At 62.5% G+C, this 24,164-nt stretch carries 21 protein-coding genes; 5 read left to right on the top strand and 16 right to left on the bottom strand.

The window, feature by feature from the left end:
- Window positions 1-17 precede the first annotated feature (17 nt).
- A complete protein-coding gene (locus HKK54_RS21495; protein WP_010175321.1) occupies window positions 18-212 on the bottom strand; it encodes a DUF6021 family protein in 195 nt (64 codons plus the stop codon).
- A 22-nt stretch (window positions 213-234) separates the two neighbouring features.
- A complete protein-coding gene (locus HKK54_RS21490) occupies window positions 235-408 on the bottom strand; it encodes a hypothetical protein (RefSeq protein ID WP_010175322.1) in 174 nt (57 codons plus the stop codon).
- Between the two features lie 152 nt (window positions 409-560).
- Between HKK54_RS21490 and HKK54_RS21485 the strand changes: the two genes are divergently transcribed.
- Window positions 561-1,082, top strand: coding sequence for a DUF3087 family protein (locus HKK54_RS21485; protein WP_010175324.1), 522 nt, complete (start codon window positions 561-563; stop codon window positions 1,080-1,082).
- A gap of 808 nt (window positions 1,083-1,890) precedes the next feature.
- Here the strand turns inward: HKK54_RS21485 and HKK54_RS21480 are convergent.
- From HKK54_RS21480 to HKK54_RS21435, 10 genes are all read right to left on the bottom strand, one after another.
- Complete coding sequence (locus HKK54_RS21480) at window positions 1,891-2,352, bottom strand: MEKHLA domain-containing protein (protein ID WP_237150968.1); 462 nt, start codon at window positions 2,350-2,352, stop codon at window positions 1,891-1,893.
- Between the two features lie 16 nt (window positions 2,353-2,368).
- A complete protein-coding gene (locus tag HKK54_RS21475) occupies window positions 2,369-3,499 on the bottom strand; it encodes an MFS transporter (RefSeq protein ID WP_010175336.1) in 1,131 nt (376 codons plus the stop codon).
- Between the two features lie 75 nt (window positions 3,500-3,574).
- Window positions 3,575-4,939 carry an MFS transporter gene (locus tag HKK54_RS21470; RefSeq protein ID WP_169387739.1) on the bottom strand — a complete coding sequence of 455 codons (1,365 nt, stop codon included), beginning with the start codon at window positions 4,937-4,939 and terminating at the stop codon, window positions 3,575-3,577.
- Window positions 4,940-5,031: 92 nt separating this feature from the next.
- A complete protein-coding gene (locus HKK54_RS21465; RefSeq protein WP_169387738.1) occupies window positions 5,032-5,568 on the bottom strand; it encodes an alpha/beta fold hydrolase in 537 nt (178 codons plus the stop codon).
- Window positions 5,569-5,572: 4 nt separating this feature from the next.
- On the bottom strand, window positions 5,573-6,349 hold the full coding sequence (locus HKK54_RS21460; protein WP_169387737.1) for an HvfC/BufC N-terminal domain-containing protein: 777 nt from the start codon (window positions 6,347-6,349) through the stop codon (window positions 5,573-5,575).
- Window positions 6,346-7,197, bottom strand: coding sequence for an MNIO family bufferin maturase (gene bufB, locus HKK54_RS21455; protein WP_169387736.1), 852 nt, complete (start codon window positions 7,195-7,197; stop codon window positions 6,346-6,348). Before bufB ends, HKK54_RS21460 begins: the two co-directional genes overlap by 4 nt.
- A 97-nt stretch (window positions 7,198-7,294) precedes the next feature.
- A complete protein-coding gene (gene bufA2 / locus HKK54_RS21450; RefSeq protein WP_003211275.1) occupies window positions 7,295-7,567 on the bottom strand; it encodes a BufA2 family periplasmic bufferin-type metallophore in 273 nt (90 codons plus the stop codon).
- A 24-nt stretch (window positions 7,568-7,591) separates the two neighbouring features.
- The gene (locus HKK54_RS21445) at window positions 7,592-8,359 is read right to left on the bottom strand and encodes an alpha/beta fold hydrolase (RefSeq protein ID WP_003211274.1); all 768 of its coding nucleotides are present in this window, start codon (window positions 8,357-8,359) and stop codon (window positions 7,592-7,594) included.
- Between the two features lie 45 nt (window positions 8,360-8,404).
- Window positions 8,405-8,833, bottom strand: coding sequence for a DoxX family protein (locus tag HKK54_RS21440; protein WP_169387735.1), 429 nt, complete (start codon window positions 8,831-8,833; stop codon window positions 8,405-8,407).
- A complete protein-coding gene (locus HKK54_RS21435; RefSeq protein WP_169387734.1) occupies window positions 8,830-9,102 on the bottom strand; it encodes a BufA1 family periplasmic bufferin-type metallophore in 273 nt (90 codons plus the stop codon). The genes HKK54_RS21440 and HKK54_RS21435 overlap by 4 nt, the downstream gene beginning before the upstream one ends.
- A gap of 848 nt (window positions 9,103-9,950) precedes the next feature.
- On the opposite strand from HKK54_RS21435, the gene HKK54_RS21430 reads away from it, so the two are divergent.
- From HKK54_RS21430 to HKK54_RS21420, 3 genes are all read left to right on the top strand, one after another.
- Window positions 9,951-12,779 (top strand): ATP-binding protein, encoded by a 2,829-nt coding sequence (locus tag HKK54_RS21430; RefSeq protein ID WP_169387733.1) that lies wholly within the window; start codon window positions 9,951-9,953, stop codon window positions 12,777-12,779.
- 275 nt (window positions 12,780-13,054) lie between these two features.
- Window positions 13,055-15,328 carry a TonB-dependent receptor gene (locus HKK54_RS21425; protein WP_169387732.1) on the top strand — a complete coding sequence of 758 codons (2,274 nt, stop codon included), beginning with the start codon at window positions 13,055-13,057 and terminating at the stop codon, window positions 15,326-15,328.
- Window positions 15,329-15,337: 9 nt separating this feature from the next.
- The gene (locus HKK54_RS21420) at window positions 15,338-16,912 is read left to right on the top strand and encodes an alkaline phosphatase D family protein (RefSeq protein ID WP_169387731.1); all 1,575 of its coding nucleotides are present in this window, start codon (window positions 15,338-15,340) and stop codon (window positions 16,910-16,912) included.
- A 20-nt stretch (window positions 16,913-16,932) separates the two neighbouring features.
- Here the strand turns inward: HKK54_RS21420 and HKK54_RS21415 are convergent, their stop codons facing one another.
- The 3 genes from HKK54_RS21415 to HKK54_RS21405 form a co-directional block, all read right to left on the bottom strand.
- Complete coding sequence (locus tag HKK54_RS21415; RefSeq protein WP_169389322.1) at window positions 16,933-17,367, bottom strand: hypothetical protein; 435 nt, start codon at window positions 17,365-17,367, stop codon at window positions 16,933-16,935.
- A gap of 80 nt (window positions 17,368-17,447) precedes the next feature.
- Window positions 17,448-18,728: a HAMP domain-containing sensor histidine kinase gene (locus HKK54_RS21410; protein ID WP_169387730.1), complete on the bottom strand. Its 1,281-nt coding sequence runs from the start codon at window positions 18,726-18,728 to the stop codon at window positions 17,448-17,450.
- Window positions 18,725-19,408 carry a response regulator transcription factor gene (locus HKK54_RS21405; protein WP_008430480.1) on the bottom strand — a complete coding sequence of 228 codons (684 nt, stop codon included), beginning with the start codon at window positions 19,406-19,408 and terminating at the stop codon, window positions 18,725-18,727. The genes HKK54_RS21410 and HKK54_RS21405 overlap by 4 nt, the downstream gene beginning before the upstream one ends.
- A gap of 213 nt (window positions 19,409-19,621) precedes the next feature.
- Between HKK54_RS21405 and bamA the strand changes: the two genes are divergently transcribed.
- The gene (bamA, locus tag HKK54_RS21400) at window positions 19,622-21,994 is read left to right on the top strand and encodes an outer membrane protein assembly factor BamA (protein ID WP_169387729.1); all 2,373 of its coding nucleotides are present in this window, start codon (window positions 19,622-19,624) and stop codon (window positions 21,992-21,994) included.
- Between the two features lie 845 nt (window positions 21,995-22,839).
- On the opposite strand, the gene HKK54_RS21395 is transcribed toward bamA, so the two are convergent.
- Window positions 22,840-24,138: a dicarboxylate/amino acid:cation symporter gene (locus HKK54_RS21395; protein ID WP_169389321.1), complete on the bottom strand. Its 1,299-nt coding sequence runs from the start codon at window positions 24,136-24,138 to the stop codon at window positions 22,840-22,842.
- Window positions 24,139-24,164 lie beyond the last annotated feature (26 nt).

Genomic DNA, 24,164 nt, shown 5'->3' with positions numbered 1-24,164 from the left:
CAACGGCGGGGCTTGTTTCACTGCTTCAGATCCCCAAGGGGATCATAGGCCGGCTTCTTGCCGGTTTTTTCCGGCTTGTCCAACGGGGCAATCGCAGGGCCTACCGGGTCGACCTGCGGGTCTGAAACATCGGGGGAATCGGGGTCGAAACCCAATTCGTCCTTGCCGCTGGAATGCTCCGATGAATGCGGGCCACTCTTACTGTTACTCATCACTGCCTCCTTCGCGCGCCGGTTACAGCGGGCGGGCCTTGTCGTGCAGGTTTTCCAGGTCTTCCTCGACCCGCTCCTCGTTGTGCTCGCGCTCGGCAGGGTCGTTGGGGCGCAGGGCGTCGTTGTCGCGCTCCTCTTCGCCGGGCGTGCGGTCGGGGTTGGGTGTGCCGGGCGGCTGTTGCTGGTACCGGGTCATGGTTCACCTCGCTTGGGGTCGATTGCCTACGAGGTTTAGAGAAAACGCGGTGGGCCATCGTTCAACCGGATTACCGTCACTCCGACGGGCGAACCATGAGAAGATGCCGGCCGGCGTTATACCCCTACTCAGCCCATGGAGACTGCACCCGGATGTTTGAGCTTAAACCGTGCGACCCGATTGTTTTTCGCCAGCAGACGCGACGCAGCACGCTGATAGTCGCGGTGCTGTTCGTGGCGCTGGCGATGGGGCTGTCCAGCCTGGCGGTGATGGTGTTTGGTACGCCTGGGGGCGATAACTTTCGCTTTAACGTGGGCGGGGTGTTTGCCGGGGTATTGATCACACTGGCGCTGGTGCGGGGGCCATTCTGGAACCAGGCCTGGCTGGCGCCGGCGGTGTATGGCTGGCAGCTCAAGCGCAGTTTGATGAGTGTGACGAATGTGATGCACAAGGTGACTGACCGGGTGAAAGCGAATGATCCGGTGGCGATCAAATTGCTGCGGTTTTATCACCTTGGGTTGATGCAGATGCACGAACTGGACGCCAACTCGAGCGCTCAGGCGCAGTTGGTGCGCGAGGTTGATGAGCACCTGGAGAGGATGCGGGGGTTGGGGATTGAACCTGACCAGACGCGGTTGGATCCGGGGTGGGTTGAGGCGGTGAAGGCTCGCTGATTGGGGGGATATCCGTTTTTTCGGTGATGGCGGATATGGGTTCCGCTCTTACAGCGGGTCACTTTTGAAAGGAGCCCAAAAGTAACCAAAAGGCTCTTGCCCCACCACTCGGCACCTCGCTAATGCTCGGTGTGCCCTCACTCCGGCTTTGGACCGTGGGCCGCCGCGATGGGCCATCCTTGGCCCAGCGCGGCTAACCCGGCGTCCTGCCGGGTTACCCACGCTCCAAAGCCTGCGTTCAGCCAGCGTGGTTTAACGGGGCGCCTAAGATCAAGATCAAAAGCAGATCAACAGCACAGCGGCCTACAGGCCGGCTTGAGTGGTGTGAAGCAAAGGCAACATCAAGATCAAAATCTACAGCGGGCACGGTCAAATGTGGGAGCTGGCTTGCCTGCGATAGCATCAACTGGGTGTACCTGAAAAACCGAGGTGTCTGCATCGCAGGCAAGCCAGCTCCCACAGAAAAGCAGAGCTGCATCCGTTTCAGATTTGGCTTTCGCTTTGGCTTTTGCTCTGGCTTCTACCACTCAAGCCGGCCTGTAGGCCGCTGTGCTCTTGCTTTTGATCTTGATCTGACTGCCCCAATAAGCCCGAGGCCGAACGCAGGGATTGAGGAGCGGGTAAACCGGCAGGACGCCGGTTTAGCCGCGACGGGGCAGGGACGCCCCGTCGCGGCGGCCCGCGGAGCAATGCCGGAGTGAGGGCACACCGAGCCTAGGCGAGGTGCCGACAGGCGGGGCAGAGCGCTTTGGTTACTTTGCCGCTTTTGCAAAGTGACTCGCTGTAAGAGCGAAACCCTAAGTGGCCGTTACCGAAGAAACGGATATGCCCCCGCCCCCTCATCCAACCAAAACAAAGCCGCCTGCCCCACCCCGCCCAACAAATTCCAAACCACCCCGTCATGAATCATGAACGGCTGATTCTGCGCATCCACCCGCCACCCGCTGTAGCCATGAGCAATCCCCTTGGCCCCAACCTGCTCCATCAACACCTGCCGCGCCGGCCGATCCAGCTCCGAGGCACTGAACCGCGAAGGCATCCCGATAAAATCCTCACGCGGATACTTGAAGCAGCGCAAGGCACACTCATTCACATAGGTAAAACGCGGATCAACCGCCCCGTCATGGGCCAGCAAGCTGTAGGGCGCCTGCTCATGCAACCACGTCAGCCGCTGCTCCCCCCCCAACCCCTCGGGCGCCGGCAACCCCTGCCCGGTCCAATGCCGGTAAGCCTCATCCAGCAAACGCACAAAATGTTCGTCAAAAGACACAACCAGCCTCACATCATCACGTCGAAATCTTCGCCCGCCAGCAGAACACCGCACTGACCGCAATCGCCGCCCCGGCCACACCAAACACCCAGGGCGCCGACGCCACCGGCAGCAGCAACCCCGCCAACAACGGCCCAAGCCCCGCGCCCACATCACGCCATACCGCATTCGAGGCCAACGCCGAGACCCGCATCGCCCCCGGGTTGCGCTCCGCCACCAGCGTCGTCACCAACGGCAGTTGCAACGCCCGCAACACCAGCACCGCCGCAGCACCCGCAATCACCCAGTGGCTGCCAAACGCCCCCAGCGCCAACGCGCTGAGAAAGGAAAACAGCAACAACATCGACGTGGCACCAAACTGCTGCGCCGCGCGGCCACCCAGCGGGCTCAGGAGCAGTTCCGAGACATACCGCAGGGCCATCAAGCCGCCCGCAATCAGCACCGCGTTGCCACCGAGGATCTTCTGCGCCTGAATCGACAGGCCGAAGATAAACAGCCCGTCCAGCGCCACACCTTCGATAAACGACCAGGTCGCCACACTGTCGGGCAACCGGAAGCGTCGCCCCGGCGTGCCGTGCAAATTATGACCGGCAGTGGGCAGCCCCCGCGCCATCCATAATCCCACCAGGCAACACCCCGCCAGAATCAGGAAAATCGGACGCGGGCCGACATGCAATGTCAGCCATCCCCCCAGCGGTAACGCCAGCATCGGCCCCAGGGCGATCAACGCCCGTGAGCGCCCCGCCCGCCGCGCCGCACCCAGCGGTTCGGAGGTGGCCAACACTTGAGTGGAAAGGTTCAACGCGGCAAAACACAGGCCCCAAATCAGCCGCAGCCCGAGCAAGGCGGCAAAGCCGGACAACATCGAGTTGCCCAGGGCACACACCGCCGCCGCACCGGCGGCGATGGAGCAGGTCAGGCGATCGCCGTTACGGGCGTAGAAATTCAGAACATGCTTGTAGCCAAAGATCCGCACCAGGCGGTTGGCCGCCAGCAGCACCCCGGCCTGGGCCAGGGTGATACCGAACGCCTGGGACTCCATTGGCAGTACCAGGTACAGCAACACGTCACTGGGCAGGCACAGGCCGAGGGTCAGCGCAGCACGGCGGGAGTGGGCATCAGCACTGCGTTGGGCCAGATCAGACATAAAAGCTGAAACATTCAGAATTATTTAGACGGCCACGGTAGCCGTCTACCGCCCTGTTTTACAAGGCCCGAATGATTAAACCTTGGCGCCGTCCTGCATCAGGCGCAAGCCGCTGGCCACCGCGCCCACCAGGGCAAACCCGCACCCCAGCCACAACGCGTACTGCGGGCCGCTGCTCAGGGACAGGTGGAAACACAACGCCACCAGCGAAGCCCCCAGCGTCTGCCCCATCAACCGCGAGGTGGCCACAATTCCGCTGGCCCCGCCACTGCGGGCGATGGGCGCGCTGGTCATGATCGCCTTGAGGTTGGGCGACTGGAAGAAACCGAACCCGGCGCCACACAAGGCCATGCGCCAACCGATATCAAAGGTCGACGCGTCATTGCCCAGGGTCGCCAGCGACGCCATGCCTGCGCTCAACATCACCAGGCCAATGCCACACAGCAACGCCAGGGAGATCCGATCCGCCAGGCGCCCGGCAATCAACGCCATGACCGCGACCACCGCCGGCCATGGCGTCATCAGGAAACCGGTGGCCACCTGGCTGTGGCCCAGCACGGTTTGCAACAGGAAGGGCAGCGACACAAACGCCAGGCCCTGGGCGCTGAACGCGCAAATCGCGGTGAGCGCCGACAGGGTGAACAGCGGGCGCTTGAACAGATCCACCGCCAGCATCGGCGCCGGGTGCCCGGCCTGACGCCGGATCAGCAACACGCCACACAGCAGCGCCACGGCGATCAGCCCCAGGGTCAACACCGCCTGCGCACCGTGCACCGCCGACCCCAGCCCCAGTACCAGCAGGGCAAACAACCCGGCGCAAAGAATTGCTGCCAGCCGGTCGAAGGCATGCCCGGTAATCGGGATCACCGGAATCGCACGCACCCCCAGCCACAAGGCCAAAGCGCCCAGGGGCAGGTTGATCAGGTACAACCAGTGCCAGGTGGCCACCGACAGAATCGCCGACGCGGCGGTGGGCCCCAGCGTAAAGGCCAGCCCCACCACCAGCGAGTTATACCCCAGCCCCCGGCCGAGTATTTTTGCCGGGTAGATGTGCCGCAACAGCGCAATGTTGACGCTCATGATCGCCGCTGCGCCCAGGCCCTGAACCACCCGGGCCGCGGTCAGCGTCGGCAGCGACCAGGCCAGGCCGCAAAACAGTGACGCCACCACGAACACCAGCAAGCCGCCGAGGAACACCCGGCGGTGGCCGACCACATCACTCAGGGAGGCAAAGGGCAGCACGGCAGCAATGGTCGCCAACTGGTAGGCGTTGACCACCCAGATCACCGAGGCCGAATCGGTGCCGATGCCTTCAGCGAGGGTCGGCAACGCCGTGTTGACGATGGCGGTGTCGAGGGTCGCCATGCCGATCCCCAGGGAAATCGCGACCACCGCCGCTAAACGTTTATCACTGGGCAACCCATCAGCTACAGAAGACATGGACAATCCGCACACGTGGCAAAGGCGTTAAGAGTAAGGGCTGCGGCCTTTTTTTTCAGCGGACAAATGCGCGGCTGTCCAAATATTCATGTTCAGGTACGCCAGGTGCCCATCCGCGCCATTTGCACCAGCACCTCGGCCAGGGCGGGCTGCGGCGCACTGTTGACGGTGACCAGCGCCACACAACGGGTGGGCCGCAAGGTGGCGGCTGCCGTGACGGCGCGGCCACCGAGGTCGAACCCGGCGAGCACCGCCTCGGGGATGTGCAAGGCGTTCATCAGGTCCAGCACGTCCTGGCCGAGCACCACTTCCTGAGTGCTGGCGAGTGCAGCCTTGTCCAGTTGCGTGGTGGTGCCATGGCCCCGCAGGTACGGTGCGACCACCCGAAAGCCCTGGGACACCAGCTGCGACGCGACCCCGGCGAAGCGTTCCAGATCACCGTCCGCGCCATGCAGCAAAATGATCGGCCTGCCCTCCTCCGGGCCGGCTTCGTAGTAGCCGATGTCCAGCAGGTCGGTGCTGACCTGGCGGATCTGCCGGCTCGCGGGCGCAGCCATTACCGGAAGGGACAGCGCGACGGAAGCAATGGCAGTGGAAATCAAAAAACGACGGCGATTGAAATAAGACATGCGGTTATAGCTCCGAAAAATGTGACACAGGCAGGTCGTCAACGACCCCCACAATCAACTCACTGCCGATCCAGCCGGCCAGCCATTCACCGGCCTTTTCCACGCCCTCCTCTACCCCCAGGCGCTCCACCAGAAAGTCGCACAGCCCGACAAAACTGCCGTCGCCTTGCAGGTGCACCAGCGCCTGGTACTCCAAGGCGTCGACTTGGCGCAAACGCGAAGTGAATTGCCGACGCCACACCAGCAGCCCGCCAGCCTCGGCCAGCATCACCGCCTCGGGTGCCGGGGTTTGCTGCCACAACGCCGACCAGATCGCCTCGGCATTGGTGGTCAGCCCATGGCATCGCAACGACGGCGTGAGCTGCAGGTGTGCGGTGTCCCAATCCACCGCCGCCAATACGTCCATGGGCAACGGGCTCGCATCGGCAGCCACAAATGCCTCATTGAGCGACGACTCAATCCACGCCAGCTCATGCACGTCGGGGTTGTTGGGGAACAGTTCACCCAAGGTCAGGTGAAAGCCTTCGGGATAGACGTCCAGCGTCCAGGCATGGGGCGGATGCCGGTCGATATGGCTGATGGCTGCGGCCAGAAACGCCTCATCCCCGACCCAACGCCGCAGGTTGGGAAAGGCCTGCTCCAGGCAACCCACCAGTTGTGCGCGGTAGTTGTTCTGGTAAACCGCCAGCCCGGCGGTGTTGTTGCCGAGCACTTGGGCGGATTCGTCCGATGCACTCACCAGCCAGGTGTGAAAGGCCTGCTGCCATTGCGCGAGGTTCATGGGCGCACCTGCGCACGCTTGAAGGCCTCGGAAGCCCCGAGCATCCGGGCGATCGACAGTTCCTCCAGCAGCTCAGCCAAGGGGGGAATCTCGTCGTCGCGCTCGATCATCGTGGCGACCGGGCCGAGCAACGCAATGGCCTTGGCATACACATCCCAGACCCCGTCACACACCGGGCTGTCATGGCTGTCGATCAGTAATTCGCGGCCCTGGCTGTGGCCGGCCAGGTGAATCTGCCGGACCTGCTCGGCGGGAATTCCATCAAGAAACGCCAGGGCGTCAAAGCCGTGGTTGCTGGCGCTGACAAACACATTATTGACGTCCAGCAACAGCTCGCAGCCGGTGCGCCGGGACATGGCGGCGATAAATTCCCACTCGCTCATGGAGGCGCCTTCAAAGGCCAGGTAGCTGGACGGGTTTTCAAACAGCATCGTGCGGCCCAACACCTCTTGAGCCAGGTCGATATTGGCGCAGACCCGGTCCAGTGCCTCGTCGGTATAAGGCACCGGCAGCAGGTCATGGGAGTTGAAGCCGCCACTGCGGGACCAGCTCAGGTGGTCGGACACAAACAGCGGTTCGATCTCGTCCACCAGCGACTTGAGGCGCTTCAGGTAATCGCGATCGAGGCCCTCGGCCGTGCCGATCGACATCGACACCCCGTGCAGCGCCACCGGATACCGCGCACGAATCTGGCGCAGGATATGCCGGGGCTGGCCGCCCGCGACCATGAAATTCTCGGAGATCACTTCAACGAAATCCACCGCCACCGGGTTCTCCAGGAACTCGCTGTAGTGTTCCTTGCGCAGCCCCAGGCCATAGCCCGGGAAACGCGGGTTGGATGTCGGCATCTTGGGGTCTCCGTTATAAAACTGTAGGAGCGAGCTTGCTCGCGAAAAACCGGAGAACAACGCGGGGCGCCAGGCACCCCGCGTGGTCATTACGGCCTTACTTCGGCTCAGTGGTGGTGCCGCCCAGCTTCAGGCACTCGGACGGAGTCTTCACGACCACGCCCTGGCCCTTGCAGCTGTTGAGGCCCTTGCAATCGTTCTTGGCCGTGGCGCACAGGCTTTCGCCCTTGCAGTTGTTCACGCCGTAGCAGCGGCCTGGCTGCTCCGGCTGGTCGGCGGCGCTCGCGGCAGCGGCGAAAGAGGCCGACGCCATGGCGATCAGGGCGGCAGCAGTGGCAAGGCTCAAACGGGATTTGATGGACGTACTCATGGGTGTTACTCCTCGGGGTGGGGTTTATTTGATGACGGATGCAGCGTCTTCGATGACCTTCGCCACAGCCTCAGGCTGGGAGATGTACACCGAGTGGCTGGCCTTGATTTCGGTGACCTTGGAACCGGCGCGCTTGTACATCCAGCGCTGCAGATCCGGGCTCAGGGCACGGTCTTCGGTGGACACCACGGCGTAGGTCGGCTTCTTGTGCCAGGCCGCGGCCCACACGGTGCCGCCGAAGAGCGCGGTGGTGGCCGGCACCTGGGAGGCGGCCATGAAGTCGGTGCGGTTGGTGGTCAGGTCGGCAGCAAAGTCGGCATTGAACTTGGTGCGATCAAAGAACAGATGCCCGTCGCGGGTCTGCATCACGTCATTGCTCGGCGCCGGCATCGACGACAGCAACTGGCTCATGTTCTCGCCGACTTCCGGTTGCAGGGCCGAGACATAGACCATCGACTTGACCTTGTCGCGGTCACCGGCAATCGAGATCACCCCGCCACCGGAACTGTGACCCACCAGCACCACCGGGCCGACCTGTTGCTCCAGCACTTCGCGGGCCTCGGCCACGTCGGCGGCGAGGCTTTCATGGCCCTGATGCACCACGGTGACCTTGTAGCCCTTGTGAATCAGGATGTCGTGCACCACTCGCCAGCCGGAGCCGTCGACGAAGGAACCGGGCACGATCACCACGCTTTTACCGGTGCCCGGCTGAGGCTTGGCTGCATCGGCGGCCGAGGCTACTAACGGTGTAGCGAGTGCCATGGCGATCGCCAGGGAAGAAAGAATACGCATGCGACTCTCCACAGGCCTTGGGGCCTGATCATTGTTGTGAAAGGGTTAACGGCGTTGGCCGGAGAACACGCGGTCCAGCGACCAGGCCCCGCCGCCATACGCCAGCAGCGGCAACAACAGCCCCGCCCAGGTCAGGTGGGTTGGCCAGGCGTCGGGGTACACAAACACCTCGATCACCAGGGTCATGCCCAACAGCGCAGCGGCTGCCGGGCGGGTCAGCAGGCCCAGCACCAGCAACAGCGGGAACAGATGCTCGGCGTAGCTCGCCAGGTGTGCCGCCCAATCCGGCGGCACCAGCGGCAAGGCGTACTCCGAGCGAAACAAGGTGTAGGTCGACGGCTTGAGCTGCAGAAAACCGGTCACCTTGGTGCGGCCCGAGAGGAAAAACACCGAAGCGATACCCACGCGAGCCACCAGCAACAGCAGCGCCTCAGGCAGCACACGCTTGAGCACCGCAGGGGCCAGGACAATCATGGTTGTTCCGTCAGGCTGCCGAAGCCTTTGGGGGTTTTGATCTGGGTGCAGGTGCCTTTGTCCACCAGCACCCAGGCGTTGCCCTGGTAATCCGCCTTGGCGGTACCGGCGCAGGAAGTCCCGGCACCGGCGGCGCAATCGTTGGCACCGGCAAGGGACACGCCGAAGCATTTTTCCTGGGGCTTGGCCTCATCGGCATGGGCGGTGGCGGCGAAGGCACCGAGAGACAGTGCGAGGGTGGCGGCAAGGGCCGCGTAATGGCGCTTCATGGTGTGGAACTCCTGGCTTGACTGAATGTGGCCAGGGCGCTTGTGCGGTGGGTGACCACCTGCGCCATCTGGTAGACAGATTTAAAGCCAGGCGTGTATCCCGTCTGTGTCGCGTTCCCGCCTTCTATTCATGCCGGTGTATCAGGTGGGTGCTGAGACACAGTCTGATACACAGCCCCAATCGTGGTGAGCTGGGCTGTTATGGTGAACCGGGCTGTTATGGTGAGCCGGACTGTTGTGGTGAGCCGGACTGTTGTGGTGAGCCGGGCTGTTGTGGTGAGCCGGGCTGTTATGGTGAGCCGGGCTGTTGTGGTGAGCGGGCTTGCCCCGCGCTGGGCTGCGAAGCAGCCCCCCAATAGAGAACCACCGCATATCAACAGGCAAAACGCGACAGCCGATTTCAGGGCCGCTTCGCGCCCCAGCGCGGGGCAAGCCCGCTCACCACAACAATCCCGCTCGCCACAGACCACCGCCGTTTTATTCGGCTTCCCGAACGACACAATTAGAAATATTCGCCTTTCCGAACATCTTCCTTGCTTCGCCGCCGACGACCGCAGAAATCCCCATAAATTTCATACGGTTGTTGTCATCTTTGTTACATGCCAACTGGCATACATTCTGCTACATCAGGTTTTCTAGTAATAAAATGTTTCGAATCTGAAACAGTCTCATCGCCTGAAACCCTACGGCCCCGCGCCCTATAACAATGTCCATGCCCCAAAGGAGGGCGGCAATTCTCACCTTTTGATCGACTTCAACTCTCCAAGCCTGCTGCCGCACGTAAGCACCCAAAAGGGCGAATGGCCTGATCGCCAATAACAAGCCCGACTACAAAAAAGGACAAATTGATGAGTTCGAGCAAATACCCCGCAGCGTCCTTTATGGACCTCGCCCCCCAGGCCCCGGACCACACCGAGAACGCTATCGGTTTTGGCCCCTTTCTCTTGTTGGCGCGCCAGCATGTATTGCTGCGCAACGGCGAGCCGGTGACCCTCGGCAGCCGCGCCTTGTACTTGCTGATCGCCCTCGCCAGCCGGGCTGGCGAGTTGCTGGAAAAGTCCGAGCTGATCTCTTTCGCCTGGCCCAAGGTGGTGGTGGAGGAATGCAACCTGCGCGCGCAGATCGTGGCGCTGCGCCGGGCGCTGGGGGATGACGGCAACTTCAGCTACATCGTCACCGTGCCGGGCCGGGGCTACCGGTTTGTCGCACCGGTGACGATGCAGGCAGTGAGTGAAAGCACAGTGCCCCAAGCCATGATGCCGGCCCTGACGGCAGACGTACCCAGCCTGCAACCGGCGACGCCGGGCACGGTGATTGGCCGTGAGCAACTGATCCTGAGCCTTGCCGACCAGGTCCTGAGCCAGCGCTTCGTGACCATCACCGGCCCCGGCGGCATCGGCAAGACCACCGTCGCCCTGGCCGTGGCGCAACTGCTGCAGGGTCGCTTTCCCCAGGGCATGTGCTTCGTCGACCTGGCCCCCGCCACCAGCGGCCAATGGGTGGCCGGCATGCTCGCCAGCGCCCTGGGCATCCAGAGCGTAAGTGACGAGCCGCTGCAAAGCGTGGCCTCGGTGCTCGCCCACAGCCCGCTGCTGCTGGTGCTCGACAACTGCGAGCACGTACTGCAAGCCACTGCCGACGCGGTCGAAGTGCTGCTGCGCTGCGCGCCCCAGTGTTGCGTGCTGACCACCAGCCGCGAACCGCTGCGGGCCGACGGCGAACGGGTGCACGACCTGGCACCGCTGCTGGTGCCGGATGAAGACGCCAGCCTGAGTGCCGAGCAAGCCATGACCTGGTCCGGCATCGCGTTGTTTATCGAACGGGTCAAGGCCCTCGACCCCGGCTTCGTGTTCAAGGACGCCGACGTCGCCGCTGCCAGCGCCATCTGCCGTAAGCTCGACAGCAATGCCCTGGCCATCGAAATCGCTGCGGCGCGGGTGCGTACCTTCGGCATTCAGGACCTCGTGGGCTTGCTCGACGGCAGCTTCCGCCTGCAAATGACCGGCCGGCGTACCGCCCTGGCGCGCCACCGTTCACTGAGCGCGACCCTGGACTGGACCTACTCGATGCTCTCCGGCGACGAACAGGCGATGTTGCGCCAACTGGCGGTGTTTACCGGTTCCTTCACCCTGGACGCGGTCAAGGCCATGACCGCCAGCAGCACCCTCGATGGGCGCAACGCCCTGCCCTTGCTCGAAAGCCTGATGGACAAGTCGCTGCTGATCGCCGGTGAATCCCGGTTGCTCAAGCGCTACCGCCTGCTGGAAACCACCCGCGCCTACGCCCTGGAGAAACTCAACGAACACGGCGAAGCCGATGCCACCCGCCAGCGCCATGCACTGTTTGCCCTAGGGGTTTTGCAGGAAGCCGGGCAGACCCTCGACGGGCTTTCCCCCGAGACCTGGGTCGGCCTCTACGGCCCGGAAATCAACACGGTCCGCGCGGCACTGGAGTGGGCCTTTTCACCCTCGGGCGACCTGCCCACCGGCATCGAACTGACCCTGGGCGGCGTGCCATTGTGGCTGCGCCTGTCGCTGGTCAGCGAGTGCCGCACCTGGGTCGACAAAGGCCTGGCCAGCGCCGCCACCACCCCGCTGCCGCTGCGCCAGCGCATGCTGCTGCAAACCGCCCTGGCCAGTGTGCTGATGCTGACCTACGGCACCGGCGGCCCGATGCGTGAAGCCTGGCGCCAGGTGCGCGAAGACGCCCGCGACCTGGGCGACGCCGAACACAAGCTGCGGGCGCTGTGGGGCCTGTGGAGCGACCGTTGCGGCTGCAACCAATACGCCGAGGCGCTGGAACTGGCCGAGCGCTACATCACCCTGAGCCACAGCGGCAACCAGCAACTGCTGGGCAAACGCATGCGCGCCCTGGCGTTGTTCCACATGGGCGACCTGGCCGGTGCCCGGCAGAATATCGACGAGGCGCTGGGGTCACCCTCGGCACCGCGTTCGCACATTATCGATGTGCATTTTGACCAGCGCATCGCCGCCCGCTGCCTCAAGGCGCAGGTGCAGTTGCTGGAGGGCGATGTTGACCCGGCGCTGCGCTTGATCGGCAGTTGCGTCGATGAATCCATCACCCTCGATCATCCGGCAACCCTCTGGTACACCCTGTGCCTGGGGGCGATTCCGCTGGCATTGCTGGCGTCCAACCTGCCCAAGGTGCGCTATTACCTGGGGCTGCTGCAAGACAGCACGACACAGCAAGACCTGCACATTTGGCGTCAGTTTCGCCTGTGTTTCGAGAGCATCCTGCTGATCCGCCAGGGCTCGCCCGAGGAAGGCGTGCCGCTGTTGGGTGAGGCGTTGCACCACTTGCATGGGCAGGGCGATAGCCAGCTGTATAGCCTGTTGCGCTGCGAATACGCCCTGGGCCTGGCACGGCTCGGGCTGGAGAAACTGGCGCTGGAAGTGCTGGAAGACACCCTGCAATTGGCCCTGGGCCGGCATGAGCGCTGGTTCGTGCCGCAGATGCTGCGGATCAAGGCGCAGCTGATTCTGCGCCAGGCGCAGTTCGGCGCGGTGGACAAGGCCAAGGTGCTGCTGCGCCAGGCCTGGGTCGATGCGCAGTTGGCCGGCGCGCATTTTTGGCGGGCACAGATTGCCAGTGACCTGGCCAGGTTGCAGGAGCCGAAGATGCGGATTGCTTCGTTGCCAAGGTTTCAGCATCGGTAAAGGCCGCCAGTGCCGGTGCGTATCCGTTATTCAAGTAGCGGGTACGCACCCTGTTGATTCCCGAACAACCTGCCTTCTGATTGTTGCTTTTTCAGCGAACCTCTCGCACCACCAAAAAATACATAAATAAAATCAAATACTTAATTATGACAAAATGATGGCATATAGCTTGCTATCAACCCTTCAGCTTACTCTTCAAAGAGCGGCCCCTGCGTGACGGGACGGCACCCCGCCGGCCCCACGCTCAAGAATCGAATTTCTTAAGGGACCTTGCCATGCACCCTCTGCTCCGTTACCCGCGCCCCACCAAACCCACGCGCCCATTCATCCTCGCCAGTGCGCCGTTCATGGTCCTGCTGGCGGGGGACGCCTTAGGCGCGGAACAACCTGTCACCACCGCCCTGCCCCAAGTTACGGTGACCGCCCAACGCCACGAAGAATCTGCCCAGGACGTGGGTATCGCCCTCACTGCCCTCAGCGGCCAGGACCTGCAAGACAAGGGCGTGACCAAGGTCAACGACCTGCAAAACTACGTGCCCAACCTCGACATCGCGCCCCAGTACGGCGGCGGCAACCCGCTGTTCCGCATACGCGGTGTGGGCCTCAAGGACTACGGCAGCAACAACACCTCCACCGTCGGCGTGTACCTCGACCAGGTGGCGTTGCCCTACCCGATCCAGACCCAGGGCCAACTCTTCGACCTGGAGCGCGTGGAAGTCTTGCGCGGCCCCCAGGGCACGCTGTACGGGCGCAACAGCACCGCCGGCGCGATCAACTTCATCACCAACAAACCCACCCGGGAATTCCACGGCGGGCTGACCACCAACTACGGTTCCTACAACGCCAGCAACGTCGAAGGCTTTCTCTCCGGTCCGCTGACCGACACCTTGCGCGCCCGCCTCGCCGTCATCACCGAACAAGGCGGCGCCTGGCAAGAGAACCGCGTGACCGGGCAAAGCCTCGGGGACAAGGACAACACCTCGGTGCGCGGCCAGTTCGACTGGGACGCCACCCCCGACATCAACTTCAACCTGACCCTGCATGCCGGCCAGGACAAGTCCGACAGCCTGGGCTCCTACCTGTATCAGGGCCTCAAGCCCAATGCGACCAATGGCCGGGGCTACTCGGCCATCGGTGCCGAGAGCGACCCAAGCAAAACCGGCTGGGGCCTGACCCCGGGTTTTGCCAGGCTCACGGGCCTGTCGGTCGGTGACAAACCCCATCGCGACAACGACAACACCGGCTTCGCCCTCACCGGCACCTTCGACCTCAACGACCATTTGAGTGTCACCAGCATCACCGCCTCCGACCGTTTCCACCGGCGTGAATACATCGACTGGGACGCCTCGGTGATCCCGCAATCCGACGAATATTTCGACTCGAAAATCGAGGTGTTCTCCCAGGAATTGCGCCTGGCGTCCCACGACAACGAGCGCTTCAACTGGCAGACCGGCCTGTATTTCGCCCAGGACCGCCTCGACGAAAACTTCTATTCGGACTTCAGCGCCAACCTCGGCTACGGCACCTACACCTCGTACACCCAGAAGTCGAACACCTACAGTGCCTTCGCCCAGGGCGACTACCAACTGACCGACGACTGGAAACTGATCGTCGGCCTGCGCCAGGAAAAAGAACACCGCGAACTGCAAGACTTCAGCACCCAGCGGATCCTGGTAAACAGCGGCGTCTACAGCCTGGGCCAACTGAGTTTCCCGGCCGCCGACAGCGACCTCGACAGCAACTCCACCTCGTGGAAGCTGGGCCTGGAATACCAGGTCACGCCTTCGACCCTGCTGTATTCCACGATCAGCCGCGGGATCAAATCCGGCGGCTTCACCGCCTACAACTCCAGCTACGCCGAGCAGATCGCGCCGGTCAAACCGGAGAAACTGCTGGCGTATGAACTGGGCTTCAAAAGCGACTTGAGCGACACCCTGCGCATCAACGGCTCGGCGTTCTACTACGACTACCGCGACCAGCAGTACCAATCCCAAGTGTGGATCAGCCAGCAGATCGGCAACGTCGGGCGACTGGTGAATATTCCCAAATCGAAAATCTACGGCTATGAATTCGAGCTGCAATGGGAGCCGCTGCCAGGCCTGACGCTGGGCCAATACTTCGGCACCAAAAAGGGCAAATACCTCGACTACAAGGGCCTTGATAGCACCGCCACCCGGGCCGTGGGCTTTGCCTATCCGGTGTACACCGACTTCTCCGGCTCCAGCCTGACCAACTTCCCGAAAATCAGTTACGGCGGCCAGTTGCAATATGTGTGGGATGTCGGCGGCTTCACCTTCAGTGCCGAGAGCGATTACTCGTTCCACGACCGCATCGTCGGCAGCAACGGCACCACCACCCAGAAATACTGGCTGGCGAATGCGCGCCTGGGCATCACGCCCAAAGGCAGTCACTGGTCGGGTGCCTTGTGGGCCCGCAACGTGTTCGACAAGCAGTACGACCTGTACCACGGCTCGTTCCTGTCCAACGCACAGATCGCTACACCGGGTGAGCCACGCACCGTGGGAGTCCAGGCCAGCTACACATTCTGAGGACCTGTCATGACGTTTGATCTCAATCGCCGGCAGGCCTTGCGCCTGCTGGCCGGGGCGGCTGCCGCCCCGCTAATCCTGCGCTACGGCAGTGCCCTGGCCGGCGTGGCCACGCCGTTTACCCTGGGGGTCGCCAGCGGCGATCCCTGGCCGGACGGCTTTGTCATCTGGACCCGCCTGAGCACCCTGCCGCTGTTCCCCGGCAACGAGTACGCGTTACCGGCGAGCATCCCGGTGGACTGGGAAGTGGGCCTGGACGAAAACTTCAGCCGCATCGCCCAGCGCGGTCGCACCCAGGCCCTGGCGATCAATGGCCACGCGGTGCATGTGGAACTGCACGGCCTGCAGCCGGGGCGGGAATACTGGTACCGTTTTATCGCGCTGGGCGAACGCGGTCCGACGGGCCGCGCGCTGACGCTGCCGGCGCTCAACGCCAGGGTCGACCGCCTGAAACTCGGCGTGGCCTCCTGCGCGCATTACGAGCGTGGCCTGTTCAGCGCCTATCGGCACATGGCCAATGAACGGCCCGACCTGGTGCTGTTTCTCGGCGACTACATCTACGAATACACCAACAAGCCCGGTACCCCGGGCCTGGCCCGCAGCTATGGGGCGCCCGAGGCCACGGACCTCGCCGGCTACCGCTATCGCTACGCGCTGCACAAGACCGACCCGGACCTGCAACAACTGCACGCCGCCGCGCCGTGGATCGCCACCTGGGACGACCATGAAGTACAGGACGACTACTCGGGCCTTTCCTCCCAGGACCCAAGCGTCACTGTGGCCGCGTTCCAGCAACGGCGAGCGGCGGCGTATCAAGCGTTCCTGGAAAACATGCCGGTGCGTCGCCCGCCCATAGGCAGCAATGGCAGCCCGCAGATTTACCGGCGGTTTACCTACGGCGACCTGGCCGCCATCCCGGTACTCGATGGCCGACAATATCGCTCGCGCCAGCCGTGCTACCAGGCACCGAACTTCGGCAAGGGCCATATGGAATTGAGCCGTTGCGTCGACCTCGCCGACCCCGGGCGCACCCTGCTGGGTTTCGAGCAGGAGCGCTGGCTGTATGACGGCCTGCGCCGCAGCGACAGCCGCTGGAACCTGCTGGCCCAGGACCTGCTGGTGGCCCCGCTGCGGGCGCAAAAACCCGGCAGCGATGACGCCCGTTACTGGACCGACAGCTGGGATGGTTTCCAGGCCGCGCGGGGCCGCCTGATTGACAACCTGCGGGACAGCCGCGCGGCCAATCCGGTGGTGCTCAGCGGCGACTACCACTCCTTCTGGGCCAACCATCTCTACGAACGGCCTGAAGACCCCGACTCACGGCTGGTGGCCGCGGAGTTTGTCGGCACCTCCATCACCTCCAACGGGCCCAGCTATGAAGCGGTGCAATCGATCCTGCCGGACAACCCGCAGATTCGCTTCTACGACAGCCGCCCGCGCGGGTACCTGTCACTGGAGCTGACGCCGGAACGGCTGGAGGTGCGGATGCAGGCGATCTCGGATCGGCTGGACCCGAATGCCACGGTCTCGACCCTCAAGCAGTTTGTGGTGGAGAGTGGCAGCCCGCAGGTGCTGCCGGCCTGAGCCCCAGGGCCGGTGTGCGGCTATTGATCCGCTGCATAAATGACGGTTTGTGCGCTGTCGGGTGCAGCGGGTCGGCGGGTGAAGTAGGTGTCGCCTTCATCCGTATGGATCTCGTATTCAAACTTGCTGGCGGTGACATGCCGGATGATTTTCAGCACCCGCTGGAATTTCACGCTTTGAGTACCGTTCTGGTTGGGCCCGGTGAGCACGCTGACACTTTGAAACCAGCCGTCGTTCTTCCGGTTCGCCACCAGGGCGCCGGTCATGGCTTCAAACCGTTCCAGCCGGGTAAAGCCCCAGAGTGTCTGCTCCTCCACCGTTTCGCCGAGGGCGGCAGAACCGGTAAACACGAACAGGTTGATCGCCGGGCTGTCTTCGCAGAAGAAATCGTAAGGCACCAGCCCGTTGACCATTTTCTTACCGGCCACGAAGCCTTTTTTATGCACCTGAAACATCGCCACCTCCACGCCAATGGCGTCACTGAACATCAGCTCACGCAGGGGGAAAGTCTAAAGGCGCAGGGCGTACAGGGCGGTCAAGCCAATGTAATATCGTGTAAAGATCCCACCCGGGGCAGGTTGATCTCCACGGTCAACCCGCCGGGTGGCTGGTTGTACGCCACGATGGTGCCGCCATGCATTTCCACGGCCCGCAAGGCGATCGCCAGGCCCAGTCCGAAACCGCTATCGGCGTCATTCGGGCCGCGCTCGAAGGGCCAGAAAATACGCGGCAACCGCAGCGGTTCAACCCCCGGCCCCTGGTCACTGATCAAGACCCTCAGCCAGGGTGTGTAGGGGTTGATCTGCGCTGTGACCAGCACCGTCGTATCCGGTCGCGTGTAGCGCACCGCATTTCGAACGATATTTTCGAAACACCGGTACAACAGCTCGCCGCTGGCACGACTGACAAAGTCAGGGCACGCCTGCAAGCTGACACGACAGCCTTTGATGCCCGCCTCGAACTGCGCGTCTTCGACAATCACGGCCAGCAGCTCGATGATATCCACCGGCTCGCGCTCGATACTTTCGGGGCGGCCCTGCATGCGCGCCAGGGTCAACAGCGCCTCGATCAGCGTGTCCATGCGCGCCGACTCACGCTGGATGCGCCCGAGCATTTCCTGGCGTGCCGGGTCTTGCAGCAGCAGCCCGATGGCCACCTGCATGCGCGTCAACGGCGAGCGCAGTTCGTGGGAGATGTCGTGCAGCAGCTGTTGCTGGGCCTCCACCAGCAGTTTGAGCTGGTTGGCCATTCGATCGCAGTCTTCGGCCAGGTCAACGATTTCATCACGGCGCTTGCCCATCATCGGCCGCACCCGGGTTTCGAAGTGCCCCCGGGCCACGTCACCCATCGCCCGCCGCAGGTACGCCAGCGGCCACGCCAGGTAATAGGCCATATACCCGCTGAACAGCGCACTCATTACGGTGCCGATGATCAACGGAATCCAATGACCCAGCCGGCCGGGTTCGTGGGGAGGCTGGGAAGACCTGAGCGACAGCGCGGCCCCGTCCTTGCTGATCAGCGACTTTTCATAGGCCACCTGCGAGACCGGCGTGCCGGCCAGCAATTGACCGGCACTGTCATACACGCCAATGGCTTGGCCGTGGGCTGGCTGCCACACCGCCAGGAGCTGGCGGCCCGAATCGACACCGTACTGTTCCAGCAACTGTTCTTCGCTGGCCAGGATCGCGTCCAGATGGTGATCCCCGGGGCCAAGGCTGCCCGCCACGAGAATGCTCAACCCCACCAGGAACGTCAGGCTGGTGGCCAGCCAAAAGGCCAGGAACAGTTTCCAGAACAGCCGGCTGGGCTTCATCATTCGGCGATCAACAGGTAACCGAGGCCGCGCACGCTCTGGATCCAGGCCTTGGCATCCGGGCGCGGGCCCAACTTCTGGCGAATGCTGCTGATGTGCACGTCGATGCGTCGGTCATAACGGGTCAACGGGCAGCCCAGGGCATTGAGGGACAGGTCCTTTTTGCTCACCACCTGGCCGGCGCACCGGGCCAGCACTTCAAGCAGGCTGAATTCGGTACTGGTCAGCCCCAGCTCGCAACCGTTCCAACGGGCCTGGCGTTTGCCGGGCCACAGCATCAGGGCGCCGGTCGTTATGACCTCCCCGGTCGGCTGGCCCACGGGTTGCACCCGGCGCATGATCGCGCGCAGGCGCGCCACCAGTTCACCCGGGGAACTGGGCTTGGGCACGTAATCGTCCGCGCCAAGCTCCAGCCCGGTGATGCGGTCGATGTTGTCGCCACGGGCGGTGAGCAACACCACCGGCACCTGGCTGCTGGCGCGGATGCGCCTGAGCACTTCTATGCCCGACAGCCTGGGCAGCATCACATCCAGCACCACAATGCTGTAGCGCCCCGACAACGCCTCCACTTCACCCTCCTCGCCGGTGTGCACGCAGGTCGCCTCAAAGCCTTCATGCTCCAGGTATTGGCCGAGCATTTCAGTCAGTTCCTGGTCATCGTCGACTAGCAATACGCGGATCATGGCGAGCTCGTGAAGGGGTCTGGCCACAGTATCGCCCAGCGTCACCGCCCCGGCGCCAACCTTTACCTAACTTGACACTTGGTTAACCGCACCAAACCCCCGGCGCTCTTATGCTTGCCGTCCACCCGTCTGGCCGCGTCGTGGTGACCCGCCTGCGGCGAGTCATCCGTGCGCGCTTGCGCTGCTTGTCGATGTGTTCTGGAAAAGATCTTGATGAATTTTTCGCGCCTGCTCTGCTCGGTTGCGCTGCTGCTCAATGTCACACTTGCACACGCTGAAGCCTTCAAAATCTCGGATATCCGTATCAACGGTCTGCAACGGGTCTCTGCGGGCAGCGTGTTTGGTGCCTTGCCGCTGAACGTGGGGGACGAGGCGGATGATCGACGGCTGGTGGATTCCACCCGCGCGTTGTTCAAGACCGGCTTCTTCCAGGACATTCAGCTGAGCCGCGACGGCGATGTATTGATCATCAATGTGGTCGAGCGCCCGTCGGTGTCCAGCATCGAGTTCGAAGGCAACAAGGCTATCTCCACCGAAGACCTGCTCAAAGGCATGAAGCAGTCGGGCCTGGCTGAGGGCGAGATCTTCCAGCGCGCCACCCTCGAAGGCATGCGCAACGAGCTGCAGCGCCAGTACGTGGCCCAGGGTCGCTACGCGGCGACCGTCGACACCGAAGTGTTGCCACAGCCGCGTAACCGCGTGGGCCTGAAGATCAAGATTGACGAAGGCGCGGTGGCGGCGATCCAGCACATCAACGTGGTGGGCAACACGGTGTTTACCGACAAGGAACTGGCCACGACCTTCACCCTCAAGACCAGCAACTGGTTATCGTTCTTCACCAACGATGACAAGTACGCCCGTGAAAAACTCACCGGCGACCTGGAGCGCCTGCGCTCCTATTACCTGGACCGTGGCTATATCAACATGGACATCACCTCGACCCAGGTGTCCATCACCCCGGACAAGAAGCACGTCTACATCACCGTCAACGTCAACGAGGGCGAGAAGTACACCGTGCGTGAGGTGAAACTCAGCGGCGACTTGAAAGTGCCCCAGGACCAGGTCCAGTCCCTGCTGCTGGTGCAGAAAGGCCAGGTGTTCTCGCGCAAGCTGATGACCACCACCTCCGACCTGATCACCCGGCGCCTGGGTAACGACGGCTACACCTTCGCCAACGTCAACGGCGTGCCCACGCCCCACGATGACGACCACACCGTGGACATCACCTTTAACGTCGACCCGGGCAAGCGCGCCTACGTGAACCGCATCAACTTCCGGGGCAACACCAAGACCGACGACCAGGTACTGCGCCGGGAAATGCGCCAGATGGAAGGCGGCTGGGCCTCGACCTACCTGATCGACCAGTCCAAGGTTCGCCTGGAGCGCCTGGGTTTCTTTAAAGAGGTCAACGTCGAAACCCCGGCCGTGGCGGGTGTCGATGACCAGCTGGATGTGAACTACGCCGTCGAAGAACAGGCGTCCGGCTCGATCACCGCCAGCGTCGGGTTTGCCCAGGATGCCGGCCTGATACTCGGCGGTTCGATCACCCAGAACAACTTCCTGGGCACCGGGAATTACGCCAGCCTGGGCTTGACCCGCTCGCAGTATCAAAGCAAGTACAACATCGGGTTTACCAACCCCTACTTCACACCGGACGGGGTGAGCCTGGGCTATAACGCGTTCTACAGCGCCACCGATTACAACAACTACTACGACGATGGCAGCGGGGTTTCCTACTACTCCATCAACAGCTACGGCCTCGGCGCTACGATCGGCTACCCGATCAATGAAACCTCGCGGTTGAGTTTCGGCCTGACCGTGCAACACGACAGCATCGACCCGGGGATCTACAGCTCTGATGAGATCTACGACTTTCTGCAGCGTGAAGGCAGCGAGTTCACCAACTTCAAGGCGAACCTGGGGTGGTCGGAGTCGACGTTGAACAAAGGCGTGATGCCGACTCGTGGCTACTCGCAGAATTTGAACCTGACGGTGACGCTTCCGGGCAGTGACTTGAGCTTCTACAAACTCGACTACTCCGGGCAGACGTTCGTGCCGGTCACTACCTCTACTACGCTGCGTTTTCATACCAAGTTGGGTTATGCCAACGGATACGGTTCGACTGACGGATTGCCGTTTTATGAAAACTACACCGCTGGGGGCGAGGGTTCGGTGCGTGGGTTTGAGAGCGGGACGCTTGGGCCGCGCAGTACGCCGGCCACTGGCGCGTATGCCAGTGCGGGTCAGCAGTACTACACCGACCGGGATGCTGAGGCGCTGGGGGGCAATATCCTGATCACGGGCGGGGCGGAGTATCTGTTTCCGATGCCGTTTCTCAAGGACAACAAATCGGTGCGTACTTCGGTGTTCTGGGATGTGGGCAACGTTTACTCGAACAAGTGCGCCCTGAGTACTACCCAGGGGTGCAACGGGGTTGACCTTAGTCAGCTGGGCGCTTCTGTGGGTGTCGGGGCTACGTGGTACAGCCCGCTGGGGCCGTTGAGTATCAACCTGGCGCTGCCGGTTCGCACACCGGAGAATGCGACCAGGCAGGTGTTCCAGTTCTCCATGGGGCAGAATTTCTGACCTGCTGGAGTACATATCCGTTGTTGCGGTCAGGGCTGATATGGGTTCCGCTCTTACAGCGGGTCACTTTGGAAAAGCCCAAAAGTAACCAAAAGGCTCTTGCCCCACCACTCGGCACCTCGCTAATGCTCGGTGTGCCCTCTCTCCGGTACTACTCCGCGGGCCGCCGCGACGGGGCGTCCCTGCCCCGTCGCGGCTAAAACGGCGTCCTGCCGGTTTACCCGCTCCGTACTACCTGCGTTCGGCCAGCGTGGTTTAACGGGGCGCCTAAGATCAAGATCAAAAGCAGATCAACAGCACAGCGGCCTACAGGCCGGCTTGAGTGGTGTGAAGCAAAGGCAAAATCAAAATCTAAAGCCAGAGCGGGCACGGTCCAAATGTGGGAGCTGGCTTGCCTGCGATGGCATCAACTGGGTGTACCTGAAAAACCGAGGTGTCTGCATCGCAGGCAAGCCAGCTCCCACAGAAAAGCAGAGCTGCAGCAGTTTCAGATTTGGTTTTCGCTTTGGCTTTTGATCTGGCTTCTACCACTCAAGCCGGCCTGTAGGCCGCTGTGCTCTTGCTTTTGATCTTGATCTGGCCCTGACTGCCCCAATAAGCCCGAGGCCGAACGCAGGGGGTGCGGAGCGGGTAAACCGGCAGGACGCCGGTTTAGCCGCGCTGGGCCAAGGATGGCCCATCGCGGCGGCCCGCGGAGCATCGCCGGAGTGAGGGAACACCGAGCCTAGGCGAGGTGCCGACAGGCGGGGCAGAGCCCTTTGCTTACTTTGGGGCTTTTCCAAAGTGAGTCGCTGTAAGAGCGAAACCATAAGTGGCCGTTACCTAAATAACGGATATACACCCACTCACACCCGCCCCTCCCTGCCACACCCATCCCGCAACTGCGCCGCCAGCTTCCCCTCATCCAACGCCCCCTCCCACTTGGCAATAAACAGCGTCGCCACCCCATTGCCAATCACATTAATCAACGCCCCACCCTCAGAAATAAACCGATAAACCCCAAGCACCAACACCAACCCCGCCGCCGGAATCACATCCAGGCTGCCCAGCGTCGCCGCCAACGTAATAAACGCCCCACCCGTCACACTGGCCGCGCCCTTGGAAGTCAGCAGCAAAATCAGCAACAACGTGACCTGGTGCCAAAGGTCGAGGGGAATATCCAACGCCTGGGCAATGAAAATCGCCAGCACCGTCATGTTGATGCAACTGCCATCCAGGTTGAAACAATACCCCGACGGCACCACCAACCCCACCACCGATTTCTCACACCCCAGGCGCTCAAGCTTGCCCATCAACCGCGGCAACGCCGACTCCGAAGACGACGTCCCCAGCACCAGGAACAACTCATCACGAATGTACTTGAGAAACTGCCACAGACTGAACCCGGCCAACCGCGCCACCAGGTTCAACACCACAAACACAAAGAAAACCGCCGTCACGTAGTAGCAAATCAGCAAGTTGCCATACGCCCCCAACGACCCCACACCATACTTGCCGATGGTAAACGCCATCCCCCCAAACGCCCCCAGCGGCGACACGTACATGACAATCTTGACCATGCGAAAAAACGCCTGCGCCACCAGGTCAATCAGGTTCAGCAACGGCTTGCCCGCCGCCCCCAGCATCTGCAAGGCGAACGCAAACAGGATGGAAATAAACAGCACCTGCAGGATATCGCCCTCGGCAAACGCCCCAAACACCGTGCTCGGCACGATATGCGTAAGGAACCCCACCACACTCTGCTCATGGGCCAGCTTGCTGTAGCCGGCAACGGCCTGGCCATCGAGGGTCGCCGGGTTGATGTGCATCCCCGCGCCGGGCTGCATCAGGTTGACGCCGATCAGGCCGATCACCAGCGCCAGGGTCGTCAGCACTTCGAAGTACAGCAGCGACTTGAAGCCGACCCGGCCGATGCGCTTGAGGCTCTGCATGCTGGCGATGCCGCTGACCACGGTGCAGAAGATGATCGGTGCAATCAGCATCTTGATCAGCTTGATGAACGTGTCGCCCAGGGGCTTCATCTGTTCGCCCACGCCAGGGTAAAAGTGCCCGACGATGACGCCCAGCAGGATCGCCAGCAGCACCTGCACATACAGATGGCGCAGTACGCGGCGCAGGCGTGACGGGGATTTTTCCGAAATCATGCTTGTTATTGTTTTCATGAGTGGAC

The organism is Pseudomonas sp. ADAK13 (genome assembly GCF_012935715.1).
Classification (GTDB): Bacteria; Pseudomonadota; Gammaproteobacteria; order Pseudomonadales; family Pseudomonadaceae; genus Aquipseudomonas.
The sequence above is the reverse complement of the archived record's forward strand: the minus strand, read 5'-3'. Positions and strand labels throughout refer to the sequence as shown.

What these genes read in the sequence shown, in the direction of transcription:
- HKK54_RS21445 (WP_003211274.1), bottom strand. Translation starts at nt 8,359, where the DNA reads ATGCGTATTCTTTCTTCCCTGGCGATCGCCATGGCACTCGCTACACCG.
- HKK54_RS21395 (WP_169389321.1), bottom strand. Translation starts at nt 24,138, where the DNA reads ATGATTTCGGAAAAATCCCCGTCACGCCTGCGCCGCGTACTGCGCCAT.
- HKK54_RS21475 (WP_010175336.1), bottom strand. Translation starts at nt 3,499, where the DNA reads ATGTCTGATCTGGCCCAACGCAGTGCTGATGCCCACTCCCGCCGTGCT.
- HKK54_RS21420 (WP_169387731.1), top strand. Translation starts at nt 15,338, where the DNA reads ATGACGTTTGATCTCAATCGCCGGCAGGCCTTGCGCCTGCTGGCCGGG.
- HKK54_RS21485 (WP_010175324.1), top strand. Translation starts at nt 561, where the DNA reads ATGTTTGAGCTTAAACCGTGCGACCCGATTGTTTTTCGCCAGCAGACG.
- HKK54_RS21435 (WP_169387734.1), bottom strand. Translation starts at nt 9,102, where the DNA reads ATGAAGCGCCATTACGCGGCCCTTGCCGCCACCCTCGCACTGTCTCTC.
- bamA (WP_169387729.1), top strand. Translation starts at nt 19,622, where the DNA reads ATGAATTTTTCGCGCCTGCTCTGCTCGGTTGCGCTGCTGCTCAATGTC.
- HKK54_RS21440 (WP_169387735.1), bottom strand. Translation starts at nt 8,833, where the DNA reads ATGATTGTCCTGGCCCCTGCGGTGCTCAAGCGTGTGCTGCCTGAGGCG.
- HKK54_RS21470 (WP_169387739.1), bottom strand. Translation starts at nt 4,939, where the DNA reads ATGTCTTCTGTAGCTGATGGGTTGCCCAGTGATAAACGTTTAGCGGCG.
- HKK54_RS21425 (WP_169387732.1), top strand. Translation starts at nt 13,055, where the DNA reads ATGCACCCTCTGCTCCGTTACCCGCGCCCCACCAAACCCACGCGCCCA.
- HKK54_RS21430 (WP_169387733.1), top strand. Translation starts at nt 9,951, where the DNA reads ATGAGTTCGAGCAAATACCCCGCAGCGTCCTTTATGGACCTCGCCCCC.
- HKK54_RS21410 (WP_169387730.1), bottom strand. Translation starts at nt 18,728, where the DNA reads ATGATGAAGCCCAGCCGGCTGTTCTGGAAACTGTTCCTGGCCTTTTGG.
- HKK54_RS21460 (WP_169387737.1), bottom strand. Translation starts at nt 6,349, where the DNA reads ATGAACCTCGCGCAATGGCAGCAGGCCTTTCACACCTGGCTGGTGAGT.
- HKK54_RS21490 (WP_010175322.1), bottom strand. Translation starts at nt 408, where the DNA reads ATGACCCGGTACCAGCAACAGCCGCCCGGCACACCCAACCCCGACCGC.
- HKK54_RS21465 (WP_169387738.1), bottom strand. Translation starts at nt 5,568, where the DNA reads ATGTCTTATTTCAATCGCCGTCGTTTTTTGATTTCCACTGCCATTGCT.
- HKK54_RS21495 (WP_010175321.1), bottom strand. Translation starts at nt 212, where the DNA reads ATGAGTAACAGTAAGAGTGGCCCGCATTCATCGGAGCATTCCAGCGGC.
- HKK54_RS21405 (WP_008430480.1), bottom strand. Translation starts at nt 19,408, where the DNA reads ATGATCCGCGTATTGCTAGTCGACGATGACCAGGAACTGACTGAAATG.
- HKK54_RS21415 (WP_169389322.1), bottom strand. Translation starts at nt 17,367, where the DNA reads ATGTTTCAGGTGCATAAAAAAGGCTTCGTGGCCGGTAAGAAAATGGTC.
- bufB (WP_169387736.1), bottom strand. Translation starts at nt 7,197, where the DNA reads ATGCCGACATCCAACCCGCGTTTCCCGGGCTATGGCCTGGGGCTGCGC.
- bufA2 (WP_003211275.1), bottom strand. Translation starts at nt 7,567, where the DNA reads ATGAGTACGTCCATCAAATCCCGTTTGAGCCTTGCCACTGCTGCCGCC.